The sequence below is a fragment of the Myroides fluvii genome, from assembly GCF_009792295.1.
Lineage (GTDB): Bacteria > Bacteroidota > Bacteroidia > Flavobacteriales > Flavobacteriaceae > Flavobacterium > Flavobacterium fluvii_A.
In genome coordinates this window covers 719,800-740,095 of record NZ_CP039934.1, presented here as the reverse complement: position 1 = coordinate 740,095, position 20,296 = coordinate 719,800, and the positions used below count along the sequence as shown (strand labels likewise).

Genomic DNA, 20,296 nt, shown 5'->3' with positions numbered 1-20,296 from the left:
TTTATTGGACAAAAATACTAATTATTATTTGATTAGAATGGATAATTAATACCAACATTCAAGACAGACTCTTTGAAGCTAAATTCCCCAAACCATTTGCGTTTAGAGTAAATAGAAGGATCATACGTTTTGAATCCCATATCTAATCGGAAGACAAAGAAACTAAAGTCGTAGCGAATTCCAAAACCAGAACTTACTGCTAAGTCTTTTAATGAACTTACTCCGTTGAAGGTGTAGTTTTTATCTTCTATATTGTCAAATACATTCCAAATATTACTTGCATCTACAAAGAAAGCACCATTCCATTTCCCGCTGATGTTAAAGCGGTATTCTGTACTGAAGAAGAGCTTCATGTTGGCCTCGTTAAAATCATTAATCCCTCCGCTTTTTCCTGGTCCTAATCGATACGATTGCCAACCGCGGTTGTCATTGGAGCCTCCTGAAAAATAGCTGCGGGAGAATGGAATAGAGTTTGCATTGCCGTAAGGAATTGCTAAACCTCCAAATAAGCGGATAGCAACAACTTGCTGGCGTCCTATATCCCAATATTTGACAAAATCCAATTCTGTTTTAACGTACTGAGAGTACTCTACATCAAATAGCGTTCTTTTACCCGTATGACCTTCTTTATCACTTACGTTATTCATTACCAAATCAAGTAAACCACCTGCAGCTTCTACCTTTGTTCGAATAGTGTAAAAACTATGGTCGTTAATTCCCGTTCTTGTTGACGAATTGAACGTGATATTGGAGGCTAATATTAAGTTGTTTTCTGATAAACGTACTTTACGCTCTTGAATACTGCGTATTTCACTATAGTCTTCCGGTGAAATGCCTAAGGGATTATTTGATGCTAATGCATCATTGATAAAGCGATTAGCTCCTTCTCCTTGTATGGTCAAATTGCCACTATCATCTACATAGTCTCCAGGTACTTCATACTCCTGTGCAATTTGATTTAAACTGTTGTACGAAGATTTATATACACTAAAATAGTTGTTGGGATTCGTGTTTCTCACATATTGAATGTTAGCAACATCCACACTAAACGAGTTGGTGCGAGAAGGATACCAACTGTAGTTGATGATTCCTGTAAAATTGTCTTTGTCTAAACCAATGTTGCGTTGTCTGGCAAAACCGAAGCTCATTGCCGTTGTAGGTAACATGGTTTTTGGTATGATTTTATTAGAAGCGAAAGGAAATAGGAAACGCGGAAACGTTAGTTTAATATCTGCTCCATATTCAGTAACGTTAAAAAATACATCATTGGGATTGCTCATTTGTCGAGAAGATCCTATCGTTCCTCTTAAGCCAAATTCTACTATTTCTGCTCCTCTAAAAACATTTCGAAACAATAATCCCATACTCCCCCCAATACCAAAGTCTTGTATATTCGAATGCGTAACATCCAACGAGGGATTGAATGTCATTTTTTTACGAGAAGTTAAATAGATATTGCTAATTAACGTATTGCCCTTAGGATCATTGGTGTCTTCAACATATTCAATTACAGGATAATTGAAGATGCGCAAGTTGCTGATTGAACGGGAAGTTAATATTCGTCTTGAATCACTGAATGTGCTTTCTGGCGTGATAAATATAGCATCCGTCAGTGCTTTTGGCTTGTATTGTAATTTTGTTGAACTGTATATATTAAAGCCATTATATTGAATACTATCTAATACGTATGCCTTGTTTTTCGAAACATTGTCGGTGAAAATATTTACTTTGCTAATTTGATAGATCTTAAAAGGAACTTGAGCTAAGGTATCTCCAGATTTTACCGTTTGTTGATCTACAATAAGGAGAATATTAGCTTTGTTCTTGCGGTCTATAATCGTATCTACCTCATAGCGAATGTTGATTTCTTGGAAGTGATAAGCTCCATTGTTTCTGTAAATCGACGTAATTCGCTTTCGCTCTTCTTCAAAGTTTTTGACATCAAACACCGTATTGGACTTGAGTAAGCTTTTGGATTGATGATCTTCATATAAAGTCTTTAATGCTGGTGTACCGATCAAATAAGAAATACTATCTAATAAATAAGGATCTCCTGTTGTTATATAATAGGAGTTACTTCTCTTTTGTTTGCCAATTTGCTTGGCTTCTTGCGTTACCTTCGTATCGAAGTACCCTTTGTTGAAGTAATAGTTCTTTAAACGGGTAATGGATTTTTCTGTTTTTACGCTATCGTATAATACTGGTGGTTCACCTGTTTTAATTAAAAAGTTATTAAACCCCGCAATAATAAATGACTCTCCTAAGCGATTAACTTGTTTGCGCGAAAGAACAGCTTCTAAGGTTTTGTTGGTTTTAGGGTGTTGGTCTAACCAAGCATGATAGTTAGAATCAGCATTTTGTTTGGCTAGGTTGTATAAGTTTAGTCGTAAACGAGAGCCAATAACAGGAAATTTGCTATTGGGTTGTTGGTATAATTGATTGTAGATCTCTTCCTTGGATGTTTTCTTGTCATTGATAACTATACTGTTCTCCATTAATAGATCATAATCCTCTGGCACATTCTTCGTTAAGGAACACGAAAAAAAACATGCAGAGATTATAAGAATAAATACTATTTTTGATAAAAAATTGCCCAACTTTATTACATCGATAAATACAGATCAAAAATACATTTTTTTATGGTTACCAAAAACCAAATTAAGGGAATAAAAAGCCTTCATCAAAAAAAATATAGAAAAGAACACCAATTGTTTATCGCAGAAGGAGTTAAAGTCATTCAGGAACTGCTGCAATCTTCCTTTGTTTTAGAGCATTTGTATGTGACAAACGAGATGGAATTTGATGTTCCTGCTCATCAGCGAACAATAGTGTCTGCAGATGATTTGAAAAAAATGAGCGCTTTGACCACAACGCCTAATTGTTTGGCGGTCTTTCATTGTTTAGAAAGTAAGTCGCTTGATTTTTCGGATTGGGTAGTGGCTTTGGATGATGTTCGAGATCCAGGAAATCTAGGAACAATTATTCGATTGTGTGATTGGTTTGGTATTCGACATATTGTGTGTTCTTTAGAAACTGTAGATTGTTACAATCCTAAGGTCATTCAGGCCACAATGGGATCTGTATCTCGCGTAAATATTGCGTATACCGATTTGGCTACGCGATTGAAAAAGGTAGATGCTCCTATATACGGAACCTTCTTAGGAGGTGAAAATATCTATGAAATGAAAGGTGTACAGCCAGGAGTAATCGTCATGGGAAACGAAGCAAACGGCATTTCTACTGAAATTGAGCAGCTTGTTTCTCGAAAAATAACAATTCCTCGTTTTGGCAATTTACAACAAACAGAAAGTTTGAATGTGGCTATGGCTACTTCAATTGTATTGAGTGAGTTTCGTAGATCTGTTTTTAATGAACAGTAAAGTTTAAGAAAACACCTCTTGTTTTCATGGAGCTAATGTGTCCTGTCCATGGGCTGTCTGGATCTTTGTCGCGAACTAATTCATCCCCTAGGCCAAATACCCCTCGGATAGAAGGACTAAATTTGAAGTATTCAAAATAGATGTCAATTCCTACACCTAGTTCGTAGTTGGTTGTCCACTGTTTCATTCTCCAAACTCCTTCATAGTTGTCGTCATCTGACTTGTGGTTGCTACTCAAGTTTAAGTCGGCAGAAAAACCTCCCAATACATAAGGGCGAATATTTCCCGTACGCATAGCAGAAAATTTGAGAAGTAAAGGCAAGTGAATCAGGGTAGAACTGATTGATTTTGTACTTGAATTAGTTATTTCTTGCATTGAAGGAACCGAATTAGGCTTGTTCTTCATGTAATAATCCATCACAAAAGCGCGAGGAAATTTTAAATCGCGTTTAGAATAGATTAAACCTGGTTCAAAACGCAAATCCAAATACTCCATAATACGCAAGTTCCCTACAAGTCCCACATTGAAACCCATATTGGTTGTTATTTGTATTTCAGTATGATCACTGCCATATTCGCCAGCTAGACTTTTTAGTTTGTCGTAATACTGTTTATCGTAGTCAAAATTAAAATTTAGAAAGTTCGATCCAATATAATAACCGTAGTGAACGCGTTGCTTGTCCCAATCAGCTTTATTTATGATTGGATTTCTTCCAAAAATCCCTTGTGCAGTTACGTGTGCAGAAGCGAATAGAATAATAAGTAAGATAAACAGTTTTTTCATAACTACTTTGAAGCAGAATATATGGTTGCTATACCCATCGTTTGCGGACGGTGTTTCACAGTCTTAAACCCGACTTTTACCAAAATATTGTTCAATTCTTGTCCAAAAGGGAAATTTTTAGCAGAATCAGATAAATATTTATAAGCATCTTGATCTTTTGAAAACAGTTTTCCCATGAAAGGCATAATGTTTTTCGTGTAAAAGAAGTATCCTTGCTTAAACGGAAATTTAGTCGGAACTGAGGTTTCTAAGATAATAAAAATTCCATTAGGTTTTAATACTCTTAAAATTTCTGTTAAACCTTTTTCTAAATTTTCAAAATTGCGTATTCCAAAACCTACAGTAATAGCGTCAAATGAATCGTCTTCAAAGGGTAAGTTTTCAGAATCGCCTTGAATCATTTCAATGCGATGGTCTAAATTCAGGGCTTTTATTTTTTTTCTACCTACTTCAAGCATTCCTGCAGATAGATCTAATCCTGTGATTTTGTGAGCATTAGTTTTGGATAAAAGTATTGCCATGTCTCCTGTTCCTGTTGCAATATCCAAAATCGTTGTGGGATTCGTCTCTTCAACTAACTTTAGTACTTTTTTTCTCCAACCTTGATCCGTCCCTAATGAGATCATTCGATTCAAATTGTCATAGTTACCTGAAATTGTATCGAACATTTGCTCTACTTGTTGTTTTTTTCCAAGCTGAGAATCTTTATAGGGCGTGATATTTTTACTCATTGTTATTATTTTTAGGCAAATATAAATAATCTAGAGCAAAAAGATAGGTTTCTCTAAAGGAATAAAAATAGGGAGTTAAAAAAGGGAATATCGATTCGATATTCCCTTTATATGACTTAGAATTGAATGTACATATGATAGTATTCTCCACCTACAAAATCAAGTTGTTTGCCTTGAATAAATCCAAGTCGAGCATATAATTTCATAGCATTGGGATTTTCTAGGTCGACGATTAATCCTACTTGTTTGTGCTGTTGTGATTTTGCAAAATCTGTAGCAGCTTTTAATAAATGACTGCCAACACCTTTCCCTTGTGCTAGGGGAGATACAGCTACTGTATCGAGATAGTATTCTCCTCCTTCTGTTTCTGGTTCGGGAATCCTATCGTTGTTGTATTTCTTTTTCATTAATTCAAGAACGGGTTCTCTAAGCTTGATAAAGTCATCTCCGTTGTATCCCGTTACTGAACCAACTACATTTTCCTCATCGTCAACGGCTACAAAAGTATTTTGGTAGCTGTATAAGTTATTAGGCTCTTTGAATAAGGTTGTAAGAAAATGAATGGCTTCTTCAATATCTTCTTGTTGGATGAAACTGAATACAATGTCTTCCATTGCTTGTAGCATTAATTCAGGTACAACATCAAAATCTTCCTTTTGTGCGGGTCTAATGGTAAAATGCATGATTTTGTTTTTTAATTTTTTACAAAGTTAGGAAAGAGTTTGTTAGGGTTCAACTAACTTTTTCTTTCTTTTAAGAGTTTGTACCAAATTGGACTCGCATTTTTGATATTGAGTTTTTCAGGATCAAAGATGGGATTGCGCCCTTGTTTATGTTGTGCGATATAATCATTCAAGGCAACAATAGTGGGTTTATACAGAAATAAAATCGCGATAAAGTTAATCCAAGCCATCAGGCCAACACCAATGTCTCCAATACTCCATGCAGTTGCAGATTCATTGATCGAAGCGTAGAAAACCGTAGCCAGCAAAACTAAACGCATCAGCCAACGCAGTATGATTTTCGGCTGATTGGTCAAGTAGTTAAAATTGGATTCCGCTATAAATACGTAAGACATAATGGTTGTAAAGGCAAAAAAAGTCAATGCAATTGCAATGAATTGACTGGCAAATAGAGGAAAATGAACCCCAATTGCTTTGACTGTATAAGCAGATCCTACTTCTACATCTGGAATATTGTTGATAATGTAATTACCTGCTTCATCAAAAACATTATACTGATGTGTGAACAAGATCATGAAAGCAGTAGCAGTACAAACAAAAAGCGTGTCGATATAAACAGAAAAAGCTTGTACCAGTCCTTGTTTTACGGGATGAGAAGTTTCTGAAGCCGCCGCCGCGTGTGGTGCTGTACCTTGTCCCGCCTCATTTGAATATATCCCGCGTTTGACTCCCCAAGCAATGGCCGCTCCAAAGATACCGCTAAAAGTCGCTTCTAAATTAAAGGCAGAACGGAAGATTAAAGCGAATATTGAAGGAATTTCTTTGGCGTTAATAGCAATAATGATCACGGCCATTATGATGTATATCACCGCCATGAAAGGCACAACTACTTGAGCAATGCGACCTATTTTTTTGGCACCACCAAACACTGTTAGACTTAGTAAAACACAAAGGGCTAAACCAGTCATCCACTGCGGGACATGGAAGGCATCTTTGATGCTAATTGAAATGCTATTTCCTTGAATGCTCGGTAAAAATAAAACACAACTAAGGATGGTGACAAAGGCGAAAAGCAAAGCTAGTTTTTTGCTGTTTAGCCCTTTTTCTATATAAAAAGCAGGACCTCCACAATAATGTCCATTTTTTTCTACTTTATAAATTTGAGCTAAGGTCGATTCAACAAAAGCAGAAGCGCTTCCTAAGAAGGCAATCATCCACATCCAAAAAATGGCACCGGGACCCCCATAAGCAATGGCTGTCGCAACCCCCACAATGTTTCCAACCCCCACGCGTCCTGCGATAGCAATGCTAAAGGCTTGAAAAGGACTGACTCCTTTTTCGGAAGAACCTTCTGTAAAGAGCAATTTGACCATCTGTCGGATATAGCGCACCTGGACAAATCGCGTTTTAATTGTAAAGAATAATCCTGCCCCAAGGCATAAGATGATGAATACATTCGACCATAATAGGTCATTAATAAATTTTATCGCTTCTCCCATCTGAAATAATTTAAACTGAAAAATAGTAATTTTTAATTAAATACGCTATTTATGTGTCAATATTGTACGTAATAGTAGTTTTTGGTTTGTATAGTTGAGTGTGTGTGGGGCTTTGTTTGCGAAAAAAAAAGGATTGCTCTTGTAGAGGATAGTGTTAAAGGTGCGGTATGAGGTGTTTTTTGCCTTGTTTTTCTTTTAGAAAACAGTCAAAAAAAAAGCTACTTCTATAGAGAAGTAGCTTGTGTATTTTGTAATCTAAATTTAAGCTTAGTAACGGATGCTGAATAAACCTTCTGCTTTGTTTTCTAAATTGTCAAAACGCGCTGTACATTCTTGAATCATTTTAACAGCAGCAGCTTTGTCTCCAAAACCATTTGTAGTCACTTGTTTGTTTTCTAAGTCTTTGTACACTTGGAAGAAATGTTCTACTTCTTTTTTGAAGTGCTCGTTTACATCGTTGATGTCGTTTAATTTGTTCATCAATGGATCAGATACAGGAACACAAAGAATTTTTTCATCTTGTCCTTTATCGTCAGCCATGTAGAAAATACCAATAGGTTTTACTTCAACAACCATTCCAGGAAGAGATGGCTCAGTAAATAATACTAGTACGTCTAGTGGATCTCCATCTAAAGCTAAAGTTTCAGGAATAAAACCATAATCAGCTGGATATCTCATGTTTGAGTAAAGTAAACGATCAAATCTCAATCGTTTTAAATCAAAATCATATTCGTATTTATTTCTACTACCTGCTGGAATCTCAACGAAGGCATCAAAAGTTTCGAATGTACTCATATTCATTTATTTTTATAGTCAAAAAACTTAATAATGGGTGCAAAAATACTTCAATTCGTGCGTTTTACCAAGTTTTATCTAGAATATTAGAAATAAATTCCGAATGACCCTCGAATCGCGAACTTTCTAGCATCAGGCATATCTAAATAATTTCCTCGCCAGCTTAAGTCAAGTCGGAAAATTTTAAAAATATTTCCCACACCCACATAATATTCGTAATAAAAATCTTCGGGAGCTTTGTAAACTAATTGAGAAGCGTTCAAATCGATATTCTCTTGAGATATTTTCCCGTATATTCCACGAATACCCACGATTTCTCTCAAATTTAAATCTCTAAACCACGGAATTCTCGAAAGCAAACGCCCTCCAAAATTGTGTTCTAGGTGAATAGAGGCATATTCATTGGTTACAAATTCGTAGTAGTTTAAGTTGGCAAAGGTGTTTTCAATGTTAAACCACGATTGGTTTCCAGGTACAACACTCAGTAACCCCAAGGGTACTTCACCAAAGGTTTTACCTGCTTCAACTGTGGTGGTAAAGGTCCCAAAACCTCCTAATAAAACGGGTTTTCTCGCATAGAATTGTACTTTGTCATATTGGAAATTACTGTCAAGTGCGCCCTTGAAGCCGTGACTATAGCGCAGGTATAGTTTGAAGTATTTCTGGTCGATTTCTTTGCGATCAACACCATAGCCAATCGTTCTTTTTCCAGGGGTATAATCAATAGCCATTTCTATTTCTGACTGCTTGGTCTCATTAGAAGTAATCGTTCGTTCTTTATCTACATAATAGTCTAAGTTAAACAGATCAGACGCAGGTTTTAGCGTGCGATAGCTGAATGTAGTGAGCAAGCAAAAGTTCTTAGCGGGTTCAATCTCTAAGCCTATGGTTGATAAATTGATATCTGTTAGTTTAGAGTTGTCTCCACTGGCAAAGAGGGAACTAGAGGCAAAACTGCGTCCTAATACATCGTTAGTCTCCGTAAGACTAACGCCAATTTGTTCTACATCTCGGCGGTTTCCTCCAAAAAGAATAAAGCGAGAGGGGCTGTGGAGCAGCACTTTTCCGCTGATTCCATATTTAAATTTATTGTCTTTGAAACCATAGGCACCATAGCCTTCTAAACGCCATTTGTCATTTGGACCAAAATACGTTCTTCCTCCAGCACGCATGCGCAATCCTTCAATATCGTTGTAGCCAAAAGTGGAAAAGATAGGACCATAGTCGAACTTGTATTTGGGGATATTGTAGTAATTGCTTGCAATAGTAGAGGTTAAGTCGAATAGAAATCTGAATTTCGGTACGGTTTTCAAGGTGTCTAACATTTTGTAAATGCCAAATTCATCTTTGCTCAGAGGCTCAAAACGGTACGTTTGCCAGAATTCATCTGAGCGCGTATAAATCGATTCGTCATATTCGTTGACATCCTTTTTGTAAAACTCATCTGGATGTTTGACGTTGAATTGGTGGTTTTGGTATACAGTTGTTCGCTTGCCGTAAATACCCTTAGAATCTTCTTTTTTTGAAAGGGCAAAATCGGACATGAAGTGATCTCGGGTCAGTAAAAAGACGGAGTCATTAAGCACGTCAAATTCTTGCTCAATGTAAATTTCTTTTACCCAGTTGATGTTGGCATCACGACTGGCTTCCATGTTGATTTTTTTAATAGCAAAGGTGGAGTCGTTCACCCAAAAATCCCCTTTGAAGGTCAGTTCTCCTTTTCGTCTAGGGTAGTACACAATATTATAGCACCATTTATGGTCGATAAATGCACTGTCGGCTAGAACATAGTTGTAGACATTAATCCCTGTTCGCGATAGGGGGCTGACAAAATCTTTGTCGAAAATCTTGATGTAGTTGTTGTAGATGTTATATTCTGCATATAAATCTTTCACAAACTCAATAATATGTTGATTGGTATCAAAACCTGAGTTCTTGTTTCCCAGTGTTTTTTCTATTTTTTTATTGTCGATATTATCTCCAAATACTTGACCAATATTCTCATTGAGAAAAATTGGAAGGTACGTTTTTCCTGTAATGCGATTGGTGTCCACTTGGTCAAAAATGAATTCCATCCCCTTGAAAATCTTTTTCTTGCGGTAAGCACTGTCAATGGTGTTTAAATCAAATTCAATCTTCTCGTACTTGTCAAACTCATATTGGCTGAACATGTGCAAGCCATTTTTGCGTTTGCGCTCCCATATTTTTCTCAAAATATCAAGAGCAGGGTTGTTTTTTTTGGATGTTTTACCCGCATAAATACGAACTTCTTCGAGCATATTGTCCTCTTGTAGCGCAATGCTTAAATCGAGGTTGGTACGGCTTTTTAAAGGGATGTAGGTTGTTTTGTATCCAACGAAAGACACCACTAATGTATCGTAGTTATTTTCAGTTTCCAGATAGAACTTTCCAAGCTCATTGGCAATCACACCTTGTGTAGAATTTTTGAAATATACACTGGCATAAGATACATCTACTTGGTTCGCGTCTTTGATTCTACCACTTACTTTTGTTTGAGCAATGCCTTGAATGCTAGCTAATAAAAGGAAAACTAGGTAAAATAATATCTTTTTTCTCATAGTCAATTTGGGAGTAAACAAAAAACTCCATCCTATTAAAAATAAGATGGAGTAATTCAAATATACAATATTTTTTTACTTAAAAAAGTTTATCTGTATAGTACTTTTTTCACTGCCTTGATTACGTCGTTTGCATTAGGCAACCATTGTTCAAGTAAAACAGGTGAATAAGGTGCAGGTGTATCTGCAGTTGTAATTCTTTGAATTGGAGCATCTAAATGGTCAAATGCTTGTTCCTGAACCAAATAAGTGATTTCTGAAGAAATACTTCCAAATGGCCAAGCTTCTTCCAAGATAACTAAGCGATTCGTTTTCTTTACAGAAGTTAAAATAGCTTCTTGATCTAATGGACGTACTGTTCGCAAGTCAATTACTTCACAAGAAATGCCTTCTTTCTCTAATTCTTCAGCTGCTTTCAGCGCTTCTTTGATGATTTTACCAAAAGAAACAATGGTAACATCTTTTCCTGCTTTTTTAATATCAGCAACACCTAAAGGAATCGTATATTCTCCATCAGGCACTTCACCTTTATCTCCATACATTTGCTCTGATTCCATGAAAATAACAGGGTCATTATCGCGAATAGCCGCTTTTAATAATCCTTTTGCATCGTATGGATTAGAAGGGACTACCACTTTTAATCCTGGTACGTTTGCATACCAATTTTCAAAAGCTTGAGAGTGCGTTGCACCTAATTGTCCAGCGGAAGCAGTTGGCCCGCGAAATACAATGGGAATGTTGAATTGACCACCTGACATTTGACGCATTTTAGCTGCGTTGTTTATTATTTGGTCGATTCCTACTAAAGAGAAGTTGAATGTCATAAATTCAACAATTGGACGGTTTCCATTCATGGCAGAACCAACGGCAATCCCAGCAAAACCAAGTTCTGCAATAGGAGCGTCAATTACGCGTTTAGGACCGAATTCGTCCAACATACCTTTTGAAGCTTTATATGCACCATTATACTCTGCTACTTCTTCCCCAATTAAATATATGGTTTCATCGTGGCGCATTTCTTCGCTCATAGCTTCACATACGGCCTCTCTAAATTGAATCGTTCTCATAAGTTCTTGTTTTCCGTAAAATTATTCAATAGGAGCAAAAGTATGAAAAAATATTCGTACCTCCCTTATCTAAGTTTCTGTTTTGTTTTTTTTAACGGGTCGTCTGCTAAACTAAGTTTAGGGAGCGCTAACAAGACCTTGTCGAGGAAGCACCATGGAGCGAGGAAGAAATGCTGAAAACGGATCGTATTTTGTCATAAAGAAAGGATGGATTTAGGGGTGGAATTGTGGAAAAAATACGCAAGGTGATGAAGTTTTGCCGATTCAAAAAAAAATGTTGTACAGCTTGAGAATCCTTGTTTTATTTGCATTTGTAAACAATAATAAAAACTAAAAAGTATGATGAAAAAGGTTAAAATTGCACTTGTATGTGCGATGGTTTCCATGGGAGTTTATTCATGTAGTAGTGACGATAATTCTTCAAGCGAATCAAGTTATGAAATTGTGGCTAAAACATCGGATAACGCTGTATTAAACACTATTGTTGTTGTAGAAGGTGGCACTACCGAAACAATTGCAGATTTAGGGAAAAAAGAATGGTCTAAGTCGTTCTCAGGGAAAAAAGTTGTCGCTGTTTCAGTTACTGGAGGAACATTAAACCAAGAGGATAAAACAGGTGTCTTAACTTTGGAAGTCGTGAAAAACGGAAAAGTAGTGGAAACATCTAAAGCAAATGGAAACATTTTAGTTGCGAGTATTTCACTGTAAGTACAAAATACTTGACAAAGAAACTGTAATTTTAAAAAACGAAATAAGAATAGAGGGTGTCCCAAAAGGTCACCCTCTTGCTTTTTGATAAAATCAGCTTTTCTGATTTCAATTGAGATTTAACGCATGTAAAACGCAATTTAGCTTTAGACTGTTTTATGGAGTTGTTTTTTAGGCGTGCGATTGTCTTTTGAAACAAATTTTCGTGTTATAGGGCGAATTACCCTTCCCCCCTTATGTTTATCCGAAAAAAAAGAAAGTTTATAGTTCCTTTTGGGTTTGCTTTGAGTTTGCTTGGTTTAGGGCCTTTTACCGAACAAGCATAAAACAAGATAAAACAGACTCATAATGAAGATGTAATGGCCCATAAGAAGAATCTCAACAACTACAGAGTGTTATATAGGTATAGTGAAAATAAAAAAATCAAAATAGCTGCAAAAAGCTCATAAATCTGACCTTTCAAAAGCTTTGATCGAAAATAATTAGTCATACGATGATTAGGTAAACTATTATCGGAAAGCTACATAAAATACTTGCAGATAATTGTTTTTGAAGACAAACAATGAAGAAACCCCGCTTTTTTAGCTGGGGTTTTGTGTTTTAAGCTTTTTAGACAGCCTTTTTTTGTTGGATTTAGGTGAAGGAGGGGATGGGTTTTTATTCATCAAATATTGACAGCTTATTGCTGATATATTTCGTGTATAACAGCAAAATGGATTTTTTTTTGATGTTGAAGTATTTAGAAAAATCTTGCGAGGGTAAGATTTGTAAATGAATTTAAAAGGTGGAAATTATGTTGAAAAAATGCAATTGGTACTGTTAAGTGTTTTAGTCGTTACTATGGGTGTAGTTGGCTATAGTCAACAGAAAAACAGTAAACGCGAAGTGCGTACAGAACAAAATCTGCAGTATGAGGTGGTCGTGCAGTCGACCAATGCCCGAATAACAAGTATTATGATGAAATTGAGCAAATAGGTATAGATGTAGTCAAGGACATGTTTCGTTGTGATTTTGTCGATTTACGTCCTATTTCTGGAACTCACGCTAATATGATAGTTTATGCTGCATTTACTAAACCTAATGATAAAGTCTTGTCTTTTTTAATAAAAAATATTATGAAACAAAAAATAGCGATTGCTTTCGGTGGAAAATCACCAGAACACCAAGTCTCCTTGCATTCAGCTACAACTATTTGTAATGCCTTGGATCAATCACAGTTTGATGTTATTCTCTTAGGTAACGACAGAAAAGGTGCATGGTATTATAATGTTGATTATGTAAAGGAACACATTGATTTAGCAATAGATGATTATTTTGAGCATGCACGGGAAGTATATATGCAAGAAAATCAAGGAGGTGGGGTGTTTTTTGATAGTCAGACACATGAGCTTTTAGCTAGTTTTTCTGTTGTTTTTCCTATTATACATGGAATTTTTGGAGAGGATGGATGCTTACAGGGATTTTTTAATTTTCTTGGCATCCCTTTCGTAGGCTCAGGTGTTTTGGGATCCTCAATTTGTATGGATAAAGAAATAACAAAACGCGTTTTAAGAGATAACGGAATTCCTATTACTCGGTTTATTTGTTTGAATAAAGCGAATAAAGAAACCGTTTCTTTTGAAGAAGTTGTGAATGAACTAGGGAATCCTTTTTTTGTTAAGCCTTGTAATGCTGGATCTTCTTTTGGAGTGAGTAAAGTAGATAAGAAAGCGGACTTTAAGACGGCAATAGCTCTCGCTTTTCAATTTGATAAAAAGATTTTGTTAGAGGAAGCAGTTGAAGGAAAAGAAATTGAATGTAGCGTTCTTGGCAATGAATTTCCTATTTCTTCAGTTCTGGGAGAAATAACGACAACAACAGGTTTTTATTCCTATGATGTAAAGTATTGGAATACTTCAAGGGCTACTCTGTGTATTCCTGCAGAAATTCCCGTTGAAATTTCTAATAAAATTAGAGTTTGTGCTATCCATGCCTATCGAGCTACTTGTTGTGAAGGCTTTGCGCGGGTTGATTTTTTTTTGAAAGCGAATGGAAATTTTGTTGTTAATGAAATAAACACTTTGCCTGGTTTTACGGCATACAGTATGTATCCTAAGCTTTTCGAATATGCAGGATTATCCATTCAAAAAGTAGTAAGTCGATTGATTGCATTAGCGCTTGAAACAAAGGAAAGGAATTAAATCTCTTGCTTAAGTCCTTTCCTTTGTTTCAATATTATTTAGCCCTAATTAAATTATAAATTTTTTAAGATTTTGTCTTTTGTTTCGCAAAATGGATATTTGAAGTACGAAATTTGATAAAAGATACGGGATTATTGTGTGATTTAGTACATTTTATTTGGTTAATTCAAACTAAAATAGTATGCTTGCATAGTAAAATATTGAAAATTAATTCTTATTTTCGTTCACAAGTAATATTGTAAAACAAAAAACTATAATAATAATGAAGATATTAGTTTGCATCAGCCACGTGCCTGATACTACATCAAAAATCAATTTCACAAACGGTGATGCTGAATTTGATACAAATGGAGTGCAATTTGTGATCAATGCTAACGATGAATATGCATTAACACGTGCCATTTGGTTTAAAGAAAAACAAGGAGCTACAGTAACAGTAGTGAATGTTGGAGGAGCTGATACAGAGCCAACCTTGCGTAAAGCATTGGCTATTGGTGCTGATGAAGCAATCCGCGTAAACGCTGTGCCTACAGATGGTTTGTTCGTTGCAAAGCAATTAGCTGAAGTGGTGAAAAACGGAGGATATGATTTGGTATTGGCAGGAAAAGAATCATTGGATTACAATGGTGGAATGGTTCCTGGTATGTTAGCTGCTATCTTAGGGTATGACTTCATCAATTCTTGTGAAGGAATCGAAGTGGATGGAACGGCTGTAAAAGCAATTCGCCAAATTGACGGGGGTAAAGAAACAATTTCTGGAAAATTACCTGTTGTTATTGGAGGACAAAAAGGATTAGTTGACGAGAAAGATTTGCGTATTCCAAATATGCGTGGAATTATGGCTGCTAGAACAAAAGCTTTAACGGTTCTTGAACCAGTGGGAGCGGATGTTGCAACAAAAGCAGTAAAATTCGAAAAACCAGCTGCAAAATCAGCGTGTAAAATGATTGCTCCGGATAACTTAGATGAGTTAATCAACTTGTTACACAACGAAGCAAAAGTGATCTAATCTCGTAATTTTTAACCTTAAACAGAAAAAGTATGTCAGTTTTAATATATGCTGAATCAGCAGAAGGAAAATTTAAAAAAGTAGCATTAGAATTAGCTTCTTATGCAAAAAAAGTAGCAGACTCATTGGGAACAACCGTTACAGCTGTAACAGTGAACGCTTCTGATGTTAGCGAATTAGGAAAATATGGTGTGGACAAAGTATTAAAAGTATCTAGCGATAAATTAAATACGTTCAACGCAAAAGCATATGCAGATGTAATCAAGCAAGCGGCTCAAAAAGAAGGGGCTAAATTGGTGGTTTTATCTTCTTCAACAGACAGTTTGTATGCTGCTCCTGCAGTTGCAATTGGATTGAATGCAGGTTTTGCTTCTAACGTAATCGCTTTACCTGAAAGTACTGCTCCATTTGTAGTAAAAAGAACAGGATTCTCAAATAAAGCATTCAACTTTACTGAAATTTCTTCTGATGTAAAAGTAATCGCTTTAGGGAAAAATTCATTTGGATTGGTAGAAGCTTCAGGTGCTGCAACAGCAGAAGATTTTGCTCCAAGCCTAAACGATGCGGATTTCAGCTTAAAAGTTGAAGGAGTAGAAAAAGTATCAGGAAAAGTAACAATCGCGGATGCTGATGTTGTGGTATCAGGTGGACGCGGAATGAAAGGACCTGAAAACTGGGGTATGTTAGAAGATTTAGCAGAGGTATTAGGTGCTGCTTTAGCTTGTTCTAAACCAGTATCTGATGTGGGATGGAGATCACACGAAGAGCACGTTGGACAAACAGGAAAACCAGTAGCAGCAAATCTTTACATTGCAGTTGGTATTTCAGGAGCAATTCAACACATTGCTGGAGTTAACTCTTCAAAAGTAAAAGTGGTAATTAACACAGATCCAGAAGCTCCTTTCTTTAAAGTAGCAGACTATGGAATCGTAGGAGATGCGTTCCAAGTATTACCGCAATTGGTTGAAAAATTAAAAGAGTTCAAAGCGAAAAACGCATAATCAGCATTTTTTGATTTAGATAATTTACCAAGACAGTAACTAAAATCTAAAGATTGTTTATCTTTGATTTAGTTACTGTTTTTTTGTTTTTATAAAGAAAATTATGAGTTTGATTAAGCTGACAGTTAAAGGAATTTCATATAGCCATTCTCAAAATGGTGCTTATGCCTTAATCTTAGATGAAGAGCATGGCGACCGAAAATTACCTATTGTTATTGGAGCTTTTGAAGCACAGGCCATTGCCATTGCCATCGAAGAAGAAATTCGACCTCCAAGACCTTTAACACACGATTTATTTAAAAGTTTTGCTGATACATTTGATATTCAACTCAAACATGTCATTGTTCACAAATTAGTGGATGGTGTGTTTTTTTCGAGTTTAGTTTGGGAAAAAAATGGCGTTGAAGAAGTTATGGATGCGCGTACATCGGATGCTATTGCTTTGGCAATTCGCTTCTTTGCACCGATTTATACCTATCCGGACATCATGAATAAAGCAGGGATTATCCTAAATGGCAGTCCTGAAATTGAAGAGGAAGATCAAGCCGATGACGATATTGCCAGTCAAGTGGAACAATTTTTAGAATTAGATATCGAAGGCAAAGGGTATACTAAATACGGATTACAAGATTTACAGCGATTATTGAACGAGGCTATTGGTAATGAAGATTATGAAACAGCAGCGAGAATTAGAGATGAAATTAGTAAGCGATCATAATTAACAAAGGAGGGATAAAGAATGAAACAATATTTAAATTTAGTACAAGAGGTTTTAAATCAGGGCGTGCAAAAAGGAGACCGCACGGGTACGGGTACAAAGAGTATTTTTGGTCATCAAATGCGCTTTGATTTAGCTGAAGGTTTCCCGTTGGTAACGACTAAAAAAGTGCATTTAAAATCGATTATTCACGAACTACTTTGGTTTTTAAAAGGGGAAACAAATATTGCTTATTTAAAAGAAAACGGTGTTCGCATTTGGGATGAATGGGCAGACGAAAATGGAGATTTAGGACCCGTATATGGCTATCAATGGCGCAATTGGAACGGAGAAGGCATTGATCAAATCAAAGAAGTAATCGATACACTAAAGAACAACCCAGACAGTAGACGTATTATGGTTTCTGCATGGAACCCCAGCGTACTACCGGATACGAGTGTTTCTTTTGCTGAAAACGTAGCGAATAATAAAGCTGCGTTACCTCCATGTCATTCCTTTTTTCAATTTTATGTAGCAGAAGGGAAGTTGTCTTGTCAACTGTATCAACGCAGTGCGGATGTTTTTTTAGGGGTACCTTTTAACATCGCTTCATATGCTTTATTGACGATGATGGTCGCTCAAGTATGTGACCTACAAGTGGGTGATTTTGTTCATACATTTGGAGATGTACACATCTATAATAATCATATTGAACAGGTAAATTTACAGTTGAGTAGAGCGCCTTATGCATTGCCAAAAATGAAAATTAACCCAGCGGTAAAAGATATTTTTAGCTTTACTTATGAGGATTTTACATTAGAAGACTATGTATCGCATCCTGCGATAAAAGGTAAAGTATCTGTATAATTCTAATCCAAAAATACGATGGAAAAAACGGAAGCAATTAAACAGTATGAATACGCAAAGAATCGAATCAAACAGCGCAAAATGTTGTTGTTTCACTTTGTTGTTTTTCTCTTGGGATCAATCGTACTATACGCCATAAATATGTGGGTAAAAGATCCGCAAGTGGTTGGAGTATGGTGGACGTATGCCGTAGGAGCTTGGGCTTTAGTACTCCTGTTTCACGTGATTAATGTACTCGTAATTAATCGCTTTATGGGACCTGCTTGGCAAGAACGAGAAATTGAACGATTAATTGCCATTCAACAAGAAAAAATCAAACAGTTACGAGCAAAAGTAGAAAAGGATTTTCCTTTAGTTGACGTAAAACGCGATTTAAATCACGACGATTCAAAACAGTAAATCATGATTACTTTAATAGCAGCAATTGCCGAGAATAGGGTATTGGGAAAAGACAATGCTATCATTTGGCATTTACCCGATGATTTCAAACACTTTAAAACGCTGACTTCCCATCACTACATCATCATGGGACGTAAAACGTTTGAGTCCTTTCCTAAACCATTGCCCAATCGAACGCATGTGATTATTACACGACAAGAAGAGTATAACGCTCCAGAAAATTGTCTGGTCGTACATAGTTTAGCCGAAGCTTTAACGCTTACCCAAAAGGAAGAAGAAGTGTTTGTAATTGGGGGAGGTGAAATTTATCATCAAGCTTTGGATTGCGCTGATAAATTAGAACTAACTCAAATTCACGCTTCTTTTGAAGGAGATGCTTTTTTTCCTGAATTCTCAACGTCCGATTGGCACTTGGTAAATGAGAGTTATCATCCACAAGATGAACGACACGCCTATGCTTTTACTTTTCAAACGTATATCCGAAAGTAGATATGAACAAGTTAGTCGCTTTTTTGATTCTTTGTTGTAGTCTTGCTACAGTGGCGCAAGAGTCTTTGCAAACGCAGTATTTAAATAGTGAAATCCTAAAAGAAAAAGAGGTCTTTATCAGTAAGGATATTTTTGACAACACTTTTACGCAAGAGGAAAATATATTGCGCAAACGAAGTAAATACAGTGCGGAACATTTTAGTTTGCCCAAGTTGGGAACACTGAAAATGGTTGACTTGACCCATGCTCAATTTCCGGTATTATTCTATAGCGATTTTAACTCCATCGTTTTACTGAGTAAGGAATTAGCGCTATTGAATACGCTGGATCTAACGGGGCGATTCTCAGCTATGGATCCTGCTTATGTCGGTACAAGTACACAGAAAAATCTGTGGATTGTCAATCAAGCCAATCAAAGTGTTTTGCGCTATAATTTGAGTACGCTAGAAGTGCGAAACATTTATACAATTAAAGAGGACCAAATCAAGACGTATCAGTCCACTTTGAATTATTTGTATCGCGTTACTGCAACGAATCAAATTATAGGAATAGATATCTATGGAAATGAGGTGTTGAATTATACATTGCCCTCAGCCTATGACCACATTCAAATTGTAAATAATAAACAAGTATTTTATTCACATCAAAATAAATTGTACTATGTTGATATGGAGAAGAATAAGGTTTTTGAAATTATAACTGATGTAAAAAGCATTTTAGGCTTCTTTTATAACACCCAAAAATTGAGTATTTTTGCCGAGCAAAAAATAAATAATTATCAAATAAAATTACCGTAATGCATATAGCGATTGCTGGAAATATTGGAGCGGGAAAAACAACACTAACAGACTTATTAGCCAAACATTATGGATGGGAAGCACATTATGAAGATGTGGTTGATAATCCCTATTTAGATGATTTCTATCATCAAATGGATCGTTGGTCATTTAACTTACAAGTGTATTTTTTGAATAGTCGTTTTCGCCAAGTACTTCAAATTAGACAAAGTGGAAAAACCATTATTCAAGATCGAACGATATATGAAGATGCTCATATTTTCGCTCCAAACTTGCACGCCATGGGTTTAATGTCAAATCGAGATTTCAAGAACTACTCCACTCTTTTTGATTTAATGCAAGATTTAGTGGCCGCACCAGACTTGTTGATCTACTTGAGAAGTACAGTACCTAATTTAGTGGGACAGATTCACAAAAGAGGAAGAGAATACGAAAATTCAATCTCTATTGAGTATTTGAGTGGGTTGAATGATCGTTATGAAAATTGGATTAAGGGATATGACAAAGGAAAATTGTTGGTGATTGATGTAGATGAATTGGATTTTGTGGATAAACCGGAGGATTTAGGATCTATTATCCATAAGATAGACACCGAAATTAATGGACTATTTTAGCAGTAAAAATAAAAAAA

The 20,296-nt window shown here is 36.0% G+C and carries 20 protein-coding genes; 12 read left to right on the top strand and 8 right to left on the bottom strand.

The window, feature by feature from the left end; translation table 11 throughout:
* Nucleotides 1-32: 32 nt before the first annotated feature.
* A complete protein-coding gene (tamL, locus tag FBR08_RS03515; protein WP_449406767.1) occupies nucleotides 33-2,597 on the bottom strand; it encodes a translocation and assembly module lipoprotein TamL in 2,565 nt (854 codons plus the stop codon).
* A gap of 42 nt (nucleotides 2,598-2,639) precedes the next feature.
* Between tamL and FBR08_RS03510 the strand changes: the two genes are divergently transcribed.
* Complete coding sequence (locus FBR08_RS03510) at nucleotides 2,640-3,380, top strand: TrmH family RNA methyltransferase (protein ID WP_158961439.1); 741 nt, start codon at nucleotides 2,640-2,642, stop codon at nucleotides 3,378-3,380.
* Here the strand turns inward: FBR08_RS03510 and porT are convergent.
* The 7 genes from porT to FBR08_RS03475 all read right to left on the bottom strand — a co-directional run bounded on the left by porT (nucleotide 3,367) and on the right by FBR08_RS03475 (nucleotide 11,518).
* Entirely contained in the window at nucleotides 3,367-4,164 is a 798-nt protein-coding gene (porT, locus tag FBR08_RS03505) for a type IX secretion/gliding motility protein PorT/SprT (protein ID WP_158961438.1), read from the bottom strand. The two genes, FBR08_RS03510 and porT, sit on opposite strands and share 14 nt — an antisense overlap.
* Before the next feature lie 2 nt (nucleotides 4,165-4,166).
* Entirely contained in the window at nucleotides 4,167-4,895 is a 729-nt protein-coding gene (gene ubiE, locus FBR08_RS03500) for a bifunctional demethylmenaquinone methyltransferase/2-methoxy-6-polyprenyl-1,4-benzoquinol methylase UbiE (RefSeq protein WP_158961437.1), read from the bottom strand.
* A gap of 116 nt (nucleotides 4,896-5,011) precedes the next feature.
* Nucleotides 5,012-5,578, bottom strand: coding sequence for a GNAT family N-acetyltransferase (locus FBR08_RS03495; protein WP_158961436.1), 567 nt, complete (start codon nucleotides 5,576-5,578; stop codon nucleotides 5,012-5,014).
* 53 nt (nucleotides 5,579-5,631) lie between these two features.
* The gene (locus FBR08_RS03490; RefSeq protein WP_158961435.1) at nucleotides 5,632-7,077 is read right to left on the bottom strand and encodes an alanine/glycine:cation symporter family protein; all 1,446 of its coding nucleotides are present in this window, start codon (nucleotides 7,075-7,077) and stop codon (nucleotides 5,632-5,634) included.
* A gap of 267 nt (nucleotides 7,078-7,344) precedes the next feature.
* A complete protein-coding gene (locus tag FBR08_RS03485; protein WP_158961434.1) occupies nucleotides 7,345-7,872 on the bottom strand; it encodes an inorganic diphosphatase in 528 nt (175 codons plus the stop codon).
* A gap of 86 nt (nucleotides 7,873-7,958) precedes the next feature.
* Complete coding sequence (locus FBR08_RS03480; RefSeq protein ID WP_199268626.1) at nucleotides 7,959-10,451, bottom strand: DUF5686 and carboxypeptidase-like regulatory domain-containing protein; 2,493 nt, start codon at nucleotides 10,449-10,451, stop codon at nucleotides 7,959-7,961.
* Nucleotides 10,452-10,540: 89 nt separating this feature from the next.
* Nucleotides 10,541-11,518, bottom strand: a complete 978-nt coding sequence (locus FBR08_RS03475; RefSeq protein WP_158961433.1) for a pyruvate dehydrogenase complex E1 component subunit beta — start codon at nucleotides 11,516-11,518, stop codon at nucleotides 10,541-10,543.
* A 339-nt stretch (nucleotides 11,519-11,857) separates the two neighbouring features.
* On the opposite strand from FBR08_RS03475, the gene FBR08_RS03470 reads away from it, so the two are divergent.
* The 11 genes from FBR08_RS03470 (at nucleotide 11,858) to FBR08_RS03415 (ending at nucleotide 20,279) form a co-directional block, all read left to right on the top strand.
* Nucleotides 11,858-12,226: a hypothetical protein gene (locus FBR08_RS03470; protein ID WP_158961432.1), complete on the top strand. Its 369-nt coding sequence runs from the start codon at nucleotides 11,858-11,860 to the stop codon at nucleotides 12,224-12,226.
* 771 nt (nucleotides 12,227-12,997) lie between these two features.
* Complete coding sequence (locus FBR08_RS03465) at nucleotides 12,998-13,201, top strand: hypothetical protein (RefSeq protein WP_158961431.1); 204 nt, start codon at nucleotides 12,998-13,000, stop codon at nucleotides 13,199-13,201.
* 140 nt (nucleotides 13,202-13,341) lie between these two features.
* On the top strand, nucleotides 13,342-14,406 hold the full coding sequence (locus FBR08_RS03455) for a D-alanine--D-alanine ligase family protein (protein ID WP_158961430.1): 1,065 nt from the start codon (nucleotides 13,342-13,344) through the stop codon (nucleotides 14,404-14,406).
* A gap of 262 nt (nucleotides 14,407-14,668) precedes the next feature.
* Nucleotides 14,669-15,415: an electron transfer flavoprotein subunit beta/FixA family protein gene (locus tag FBR08_RS03450; protein WP_158961429.1), complete on the top strand. Its 747-nt coding sequence runs from the start codon at nucleotides 14,669-14,671 to the stop codon at nucleotides 15,413-15,415.
* Nucleotides 15,416-15,447: 32 nt separating this feature from the next.
* Nucleotides 15,448-16,416 carry an electron transfer flavoprotein subunit alpha/FixB family protein gene (locus FBR08_RS03445; RefSeq protein WP_158961428.1) on the top strand — a complete coding sequence of 323 codons (969 nt, stop codon included), beginning with the start codon at nucleotides 15,448-15,450 and terminating at the stop codon, nucleotides 16,414-16,416.
* Nucleotides 16,417-16,519: 103 nt separating this feature from the next.
* The gene (locus FBR08_RS03440) at nucleotides 16,520-17,134 is read left to right on the top strand and encodes a bifunctional nuclease family protein (RefSeq protein ID WP_158961427.1); all 615 of its coding nucleotides are present in this window, start codon (nucleotides 16,520-16,522) and stop codon (nucleotides 17,132-17,134) included.
* 21 nt (nucleotides 17,135-17,155) lie between these two features.
* Complete coding sequence (locus tag FBR08_RS03435) at nucleotides 17,156-17,980, top strand: thymidylate synthase (RefSeq protein WP_158961426.1); 825 nt, start codon at nucleotides 17,156-17,158, stop codon at nucleotides 17,978-17,980.
* Nucleotides 17,981-17,998: 18 nt separating this feature from the next.
* The gene (locus tag FBR08_RS03430) at nucleotides 17,999-18,379 is read left to right on the top strand and encodes a 2TM domain-containing protein (protein ID WP_158961425.1); all 381 of its coding nucleotides are present in this window, start codon (nucleotides 17,999-18,001) and stop codon (nucleotides 18,377-18,379) included.
* 3 nt (nucleotides 18,380-18,382) lie between these two features.
* Nucleotides 18,383-18,868 carry a dihydrofolate reductase gene (locus tag FBR08_RS03425; RefSeq protein WP_158961424.1) on the top strand — a complete coding sequence of 162 codons (486 nt, stop codon included), beginning with the start codon at nucleotides 18,383-18,385 and terminating at the stop codon, nucleotides 18,866-18,868.
* Nucleotides 18,869-18,870: 2 nt separating this feature from the next.
* A complete protein-coding gene (locus tag FBR08_RS03420; RefSeq protein ID WP_158961423.1) occupies nucleotides 18,871-19,665 on the top strand; it encodes a hypothetical protein in 795 nt (264 codons plus the stop codon).
* A complete protein-coding gene (locus FBR08_RS03415; protein ID WP_158961422.1) occupies nucleotides 19,665-20,279 on the top strand; it encodes a deoxynucleoside kinase in 615 nt (204 codons plus the stop codon). The genes FBR08_RS03420 and FBR08_RS03415 overlap by 1 nt, the downstream gene beginning before the upstream one ends.
* Nucleotides 20,280-20,296 lie beyond the last annotated feature (17 nt).

Coding starts and splice junctions, on each gene's coding strand:
- FBR08_RS03510 (WP_158961439.1), top strand. CDS start 2,640: ATGGTTACCAAAAACCAAATTAAGGGAATAAAAAGCCTTCATCAAAAA.
- porT (WP_158961438.1), bottom strand. CDS start 4,164: ATGAAAAAACTGTTTATCTTACTTATTATTCTATTCGCTTCTGCACAC.
- ubiE (WP_158961437.1), bottom strand. CDS start 4,895: ATGAGTAAAAATATCACGCCCTATAAAGATTCTCAGCTTGGAAAAAAA.
- FBR08_RS03495 (WP_158961436.1), bottom strand. CDS start 5,578: ATGCATTTTACCATTAGACCCGCACAAAAGGAAGATTTTGATGTTGTA.
- FBR08_RS03490 (WP_158961435.1), bottom strand. CDS start 7,077: ATGGGAGAAGCGATAAAATTTATTAATGACCTATTATGGTCGAATGTA.
- FBR08_RS03485 (WP_158961434.1), bottom strand. CDS start 7,872: ATGAGTACATTCGAAACTTTTGATGCCTTCGTTGAGATTCCAGCAGGT.
- FBR08_RS03480 (WP_199268626.1), bottom strand. CDS start 10,451: ATGAGAAAAAAGATATTATTTTACCTAGTTTTCCTTTTATTAGCTAGC.
- FBR08_RS03475 (WP_158961433.1), bottom strand. CDS start 11,518: ATGAGAACGATTCAATTTAGAGAGGCCGTATGTGAAGCTATGAGCGAA.
- FBR08_RS03470 (WP_158961432.1), top strand. CDS start 11,858: ATGATGAAAAAGGTTAAAATTGCACTTGTATGTGCGATGGTTTCCATG.
- FBR08_RS03465 (WP_158961431.1), top strand. CDS start 12,998: ATGAATTTAAAAGGTGGAAATTATGTTGAAAAAATGCAATTGGTACTG.
- FBR08_RS03455 (WP_158961430.1), top strand. CDS start 13,342: ATGAAACAAAAAATAGCGATTGCTTTCGGTGGAAAATCACCAGAACAC.
- FBR08_RS03450 (WP_158961429.1), top strand. CDS start 14,669: ATGAAGATATTAGTTTGCATCAGCCACGTGCCTGATACTACATCAAAA.
- FBR08_RS03445 (WP_158961428.1), top strand. CDS start 15,448: ATGTCAGTTTTAATATATGCTGAATCAGCAGAAGGAAAATTTAAAAAA.
- FBR08_RS03440 (WP_158961427.1), top strand. CDS start 16,520: ATGAGTTTGATTAAGCTGACAGTTAAAGGAATTTCATATAGCCATTCT.
- FBR08_RS03435 (WP_158961426.1), top strand. CDS start 17,156: ATGAAACAATATTTAAATTTAGTACAAGAGGTTTTAAATCAGGGCGTG.
- FBR08_RS03430 (WP_158961425.1), top strand. CDS start 17,999: ATGGAAAAAACGGAAGCAATTAAACAGTATGAATACGCAAAGAATCGA.
- FBR08_RS03425 (WP_158961424.1), top strand. CDS start 18,383: ATGATTACTTTAATAGCAGCAATTGCCGAGAATAGGGTATTGGGAAAA.
- FBR08_RS03420 (WP_158961423.1), top strand. CDS start 18,871: ATGAACAAGTTAGTCGCTTTTTTGATTCTTTGTTGTAGTCTTGCTACA.
- FBR08_RS03415 (WP_158961422.1), top strand. CDS start 19,665: ATGCATATAGCGATTGCTGGAAATATTGGAGCGGGAAAAACAACACTA.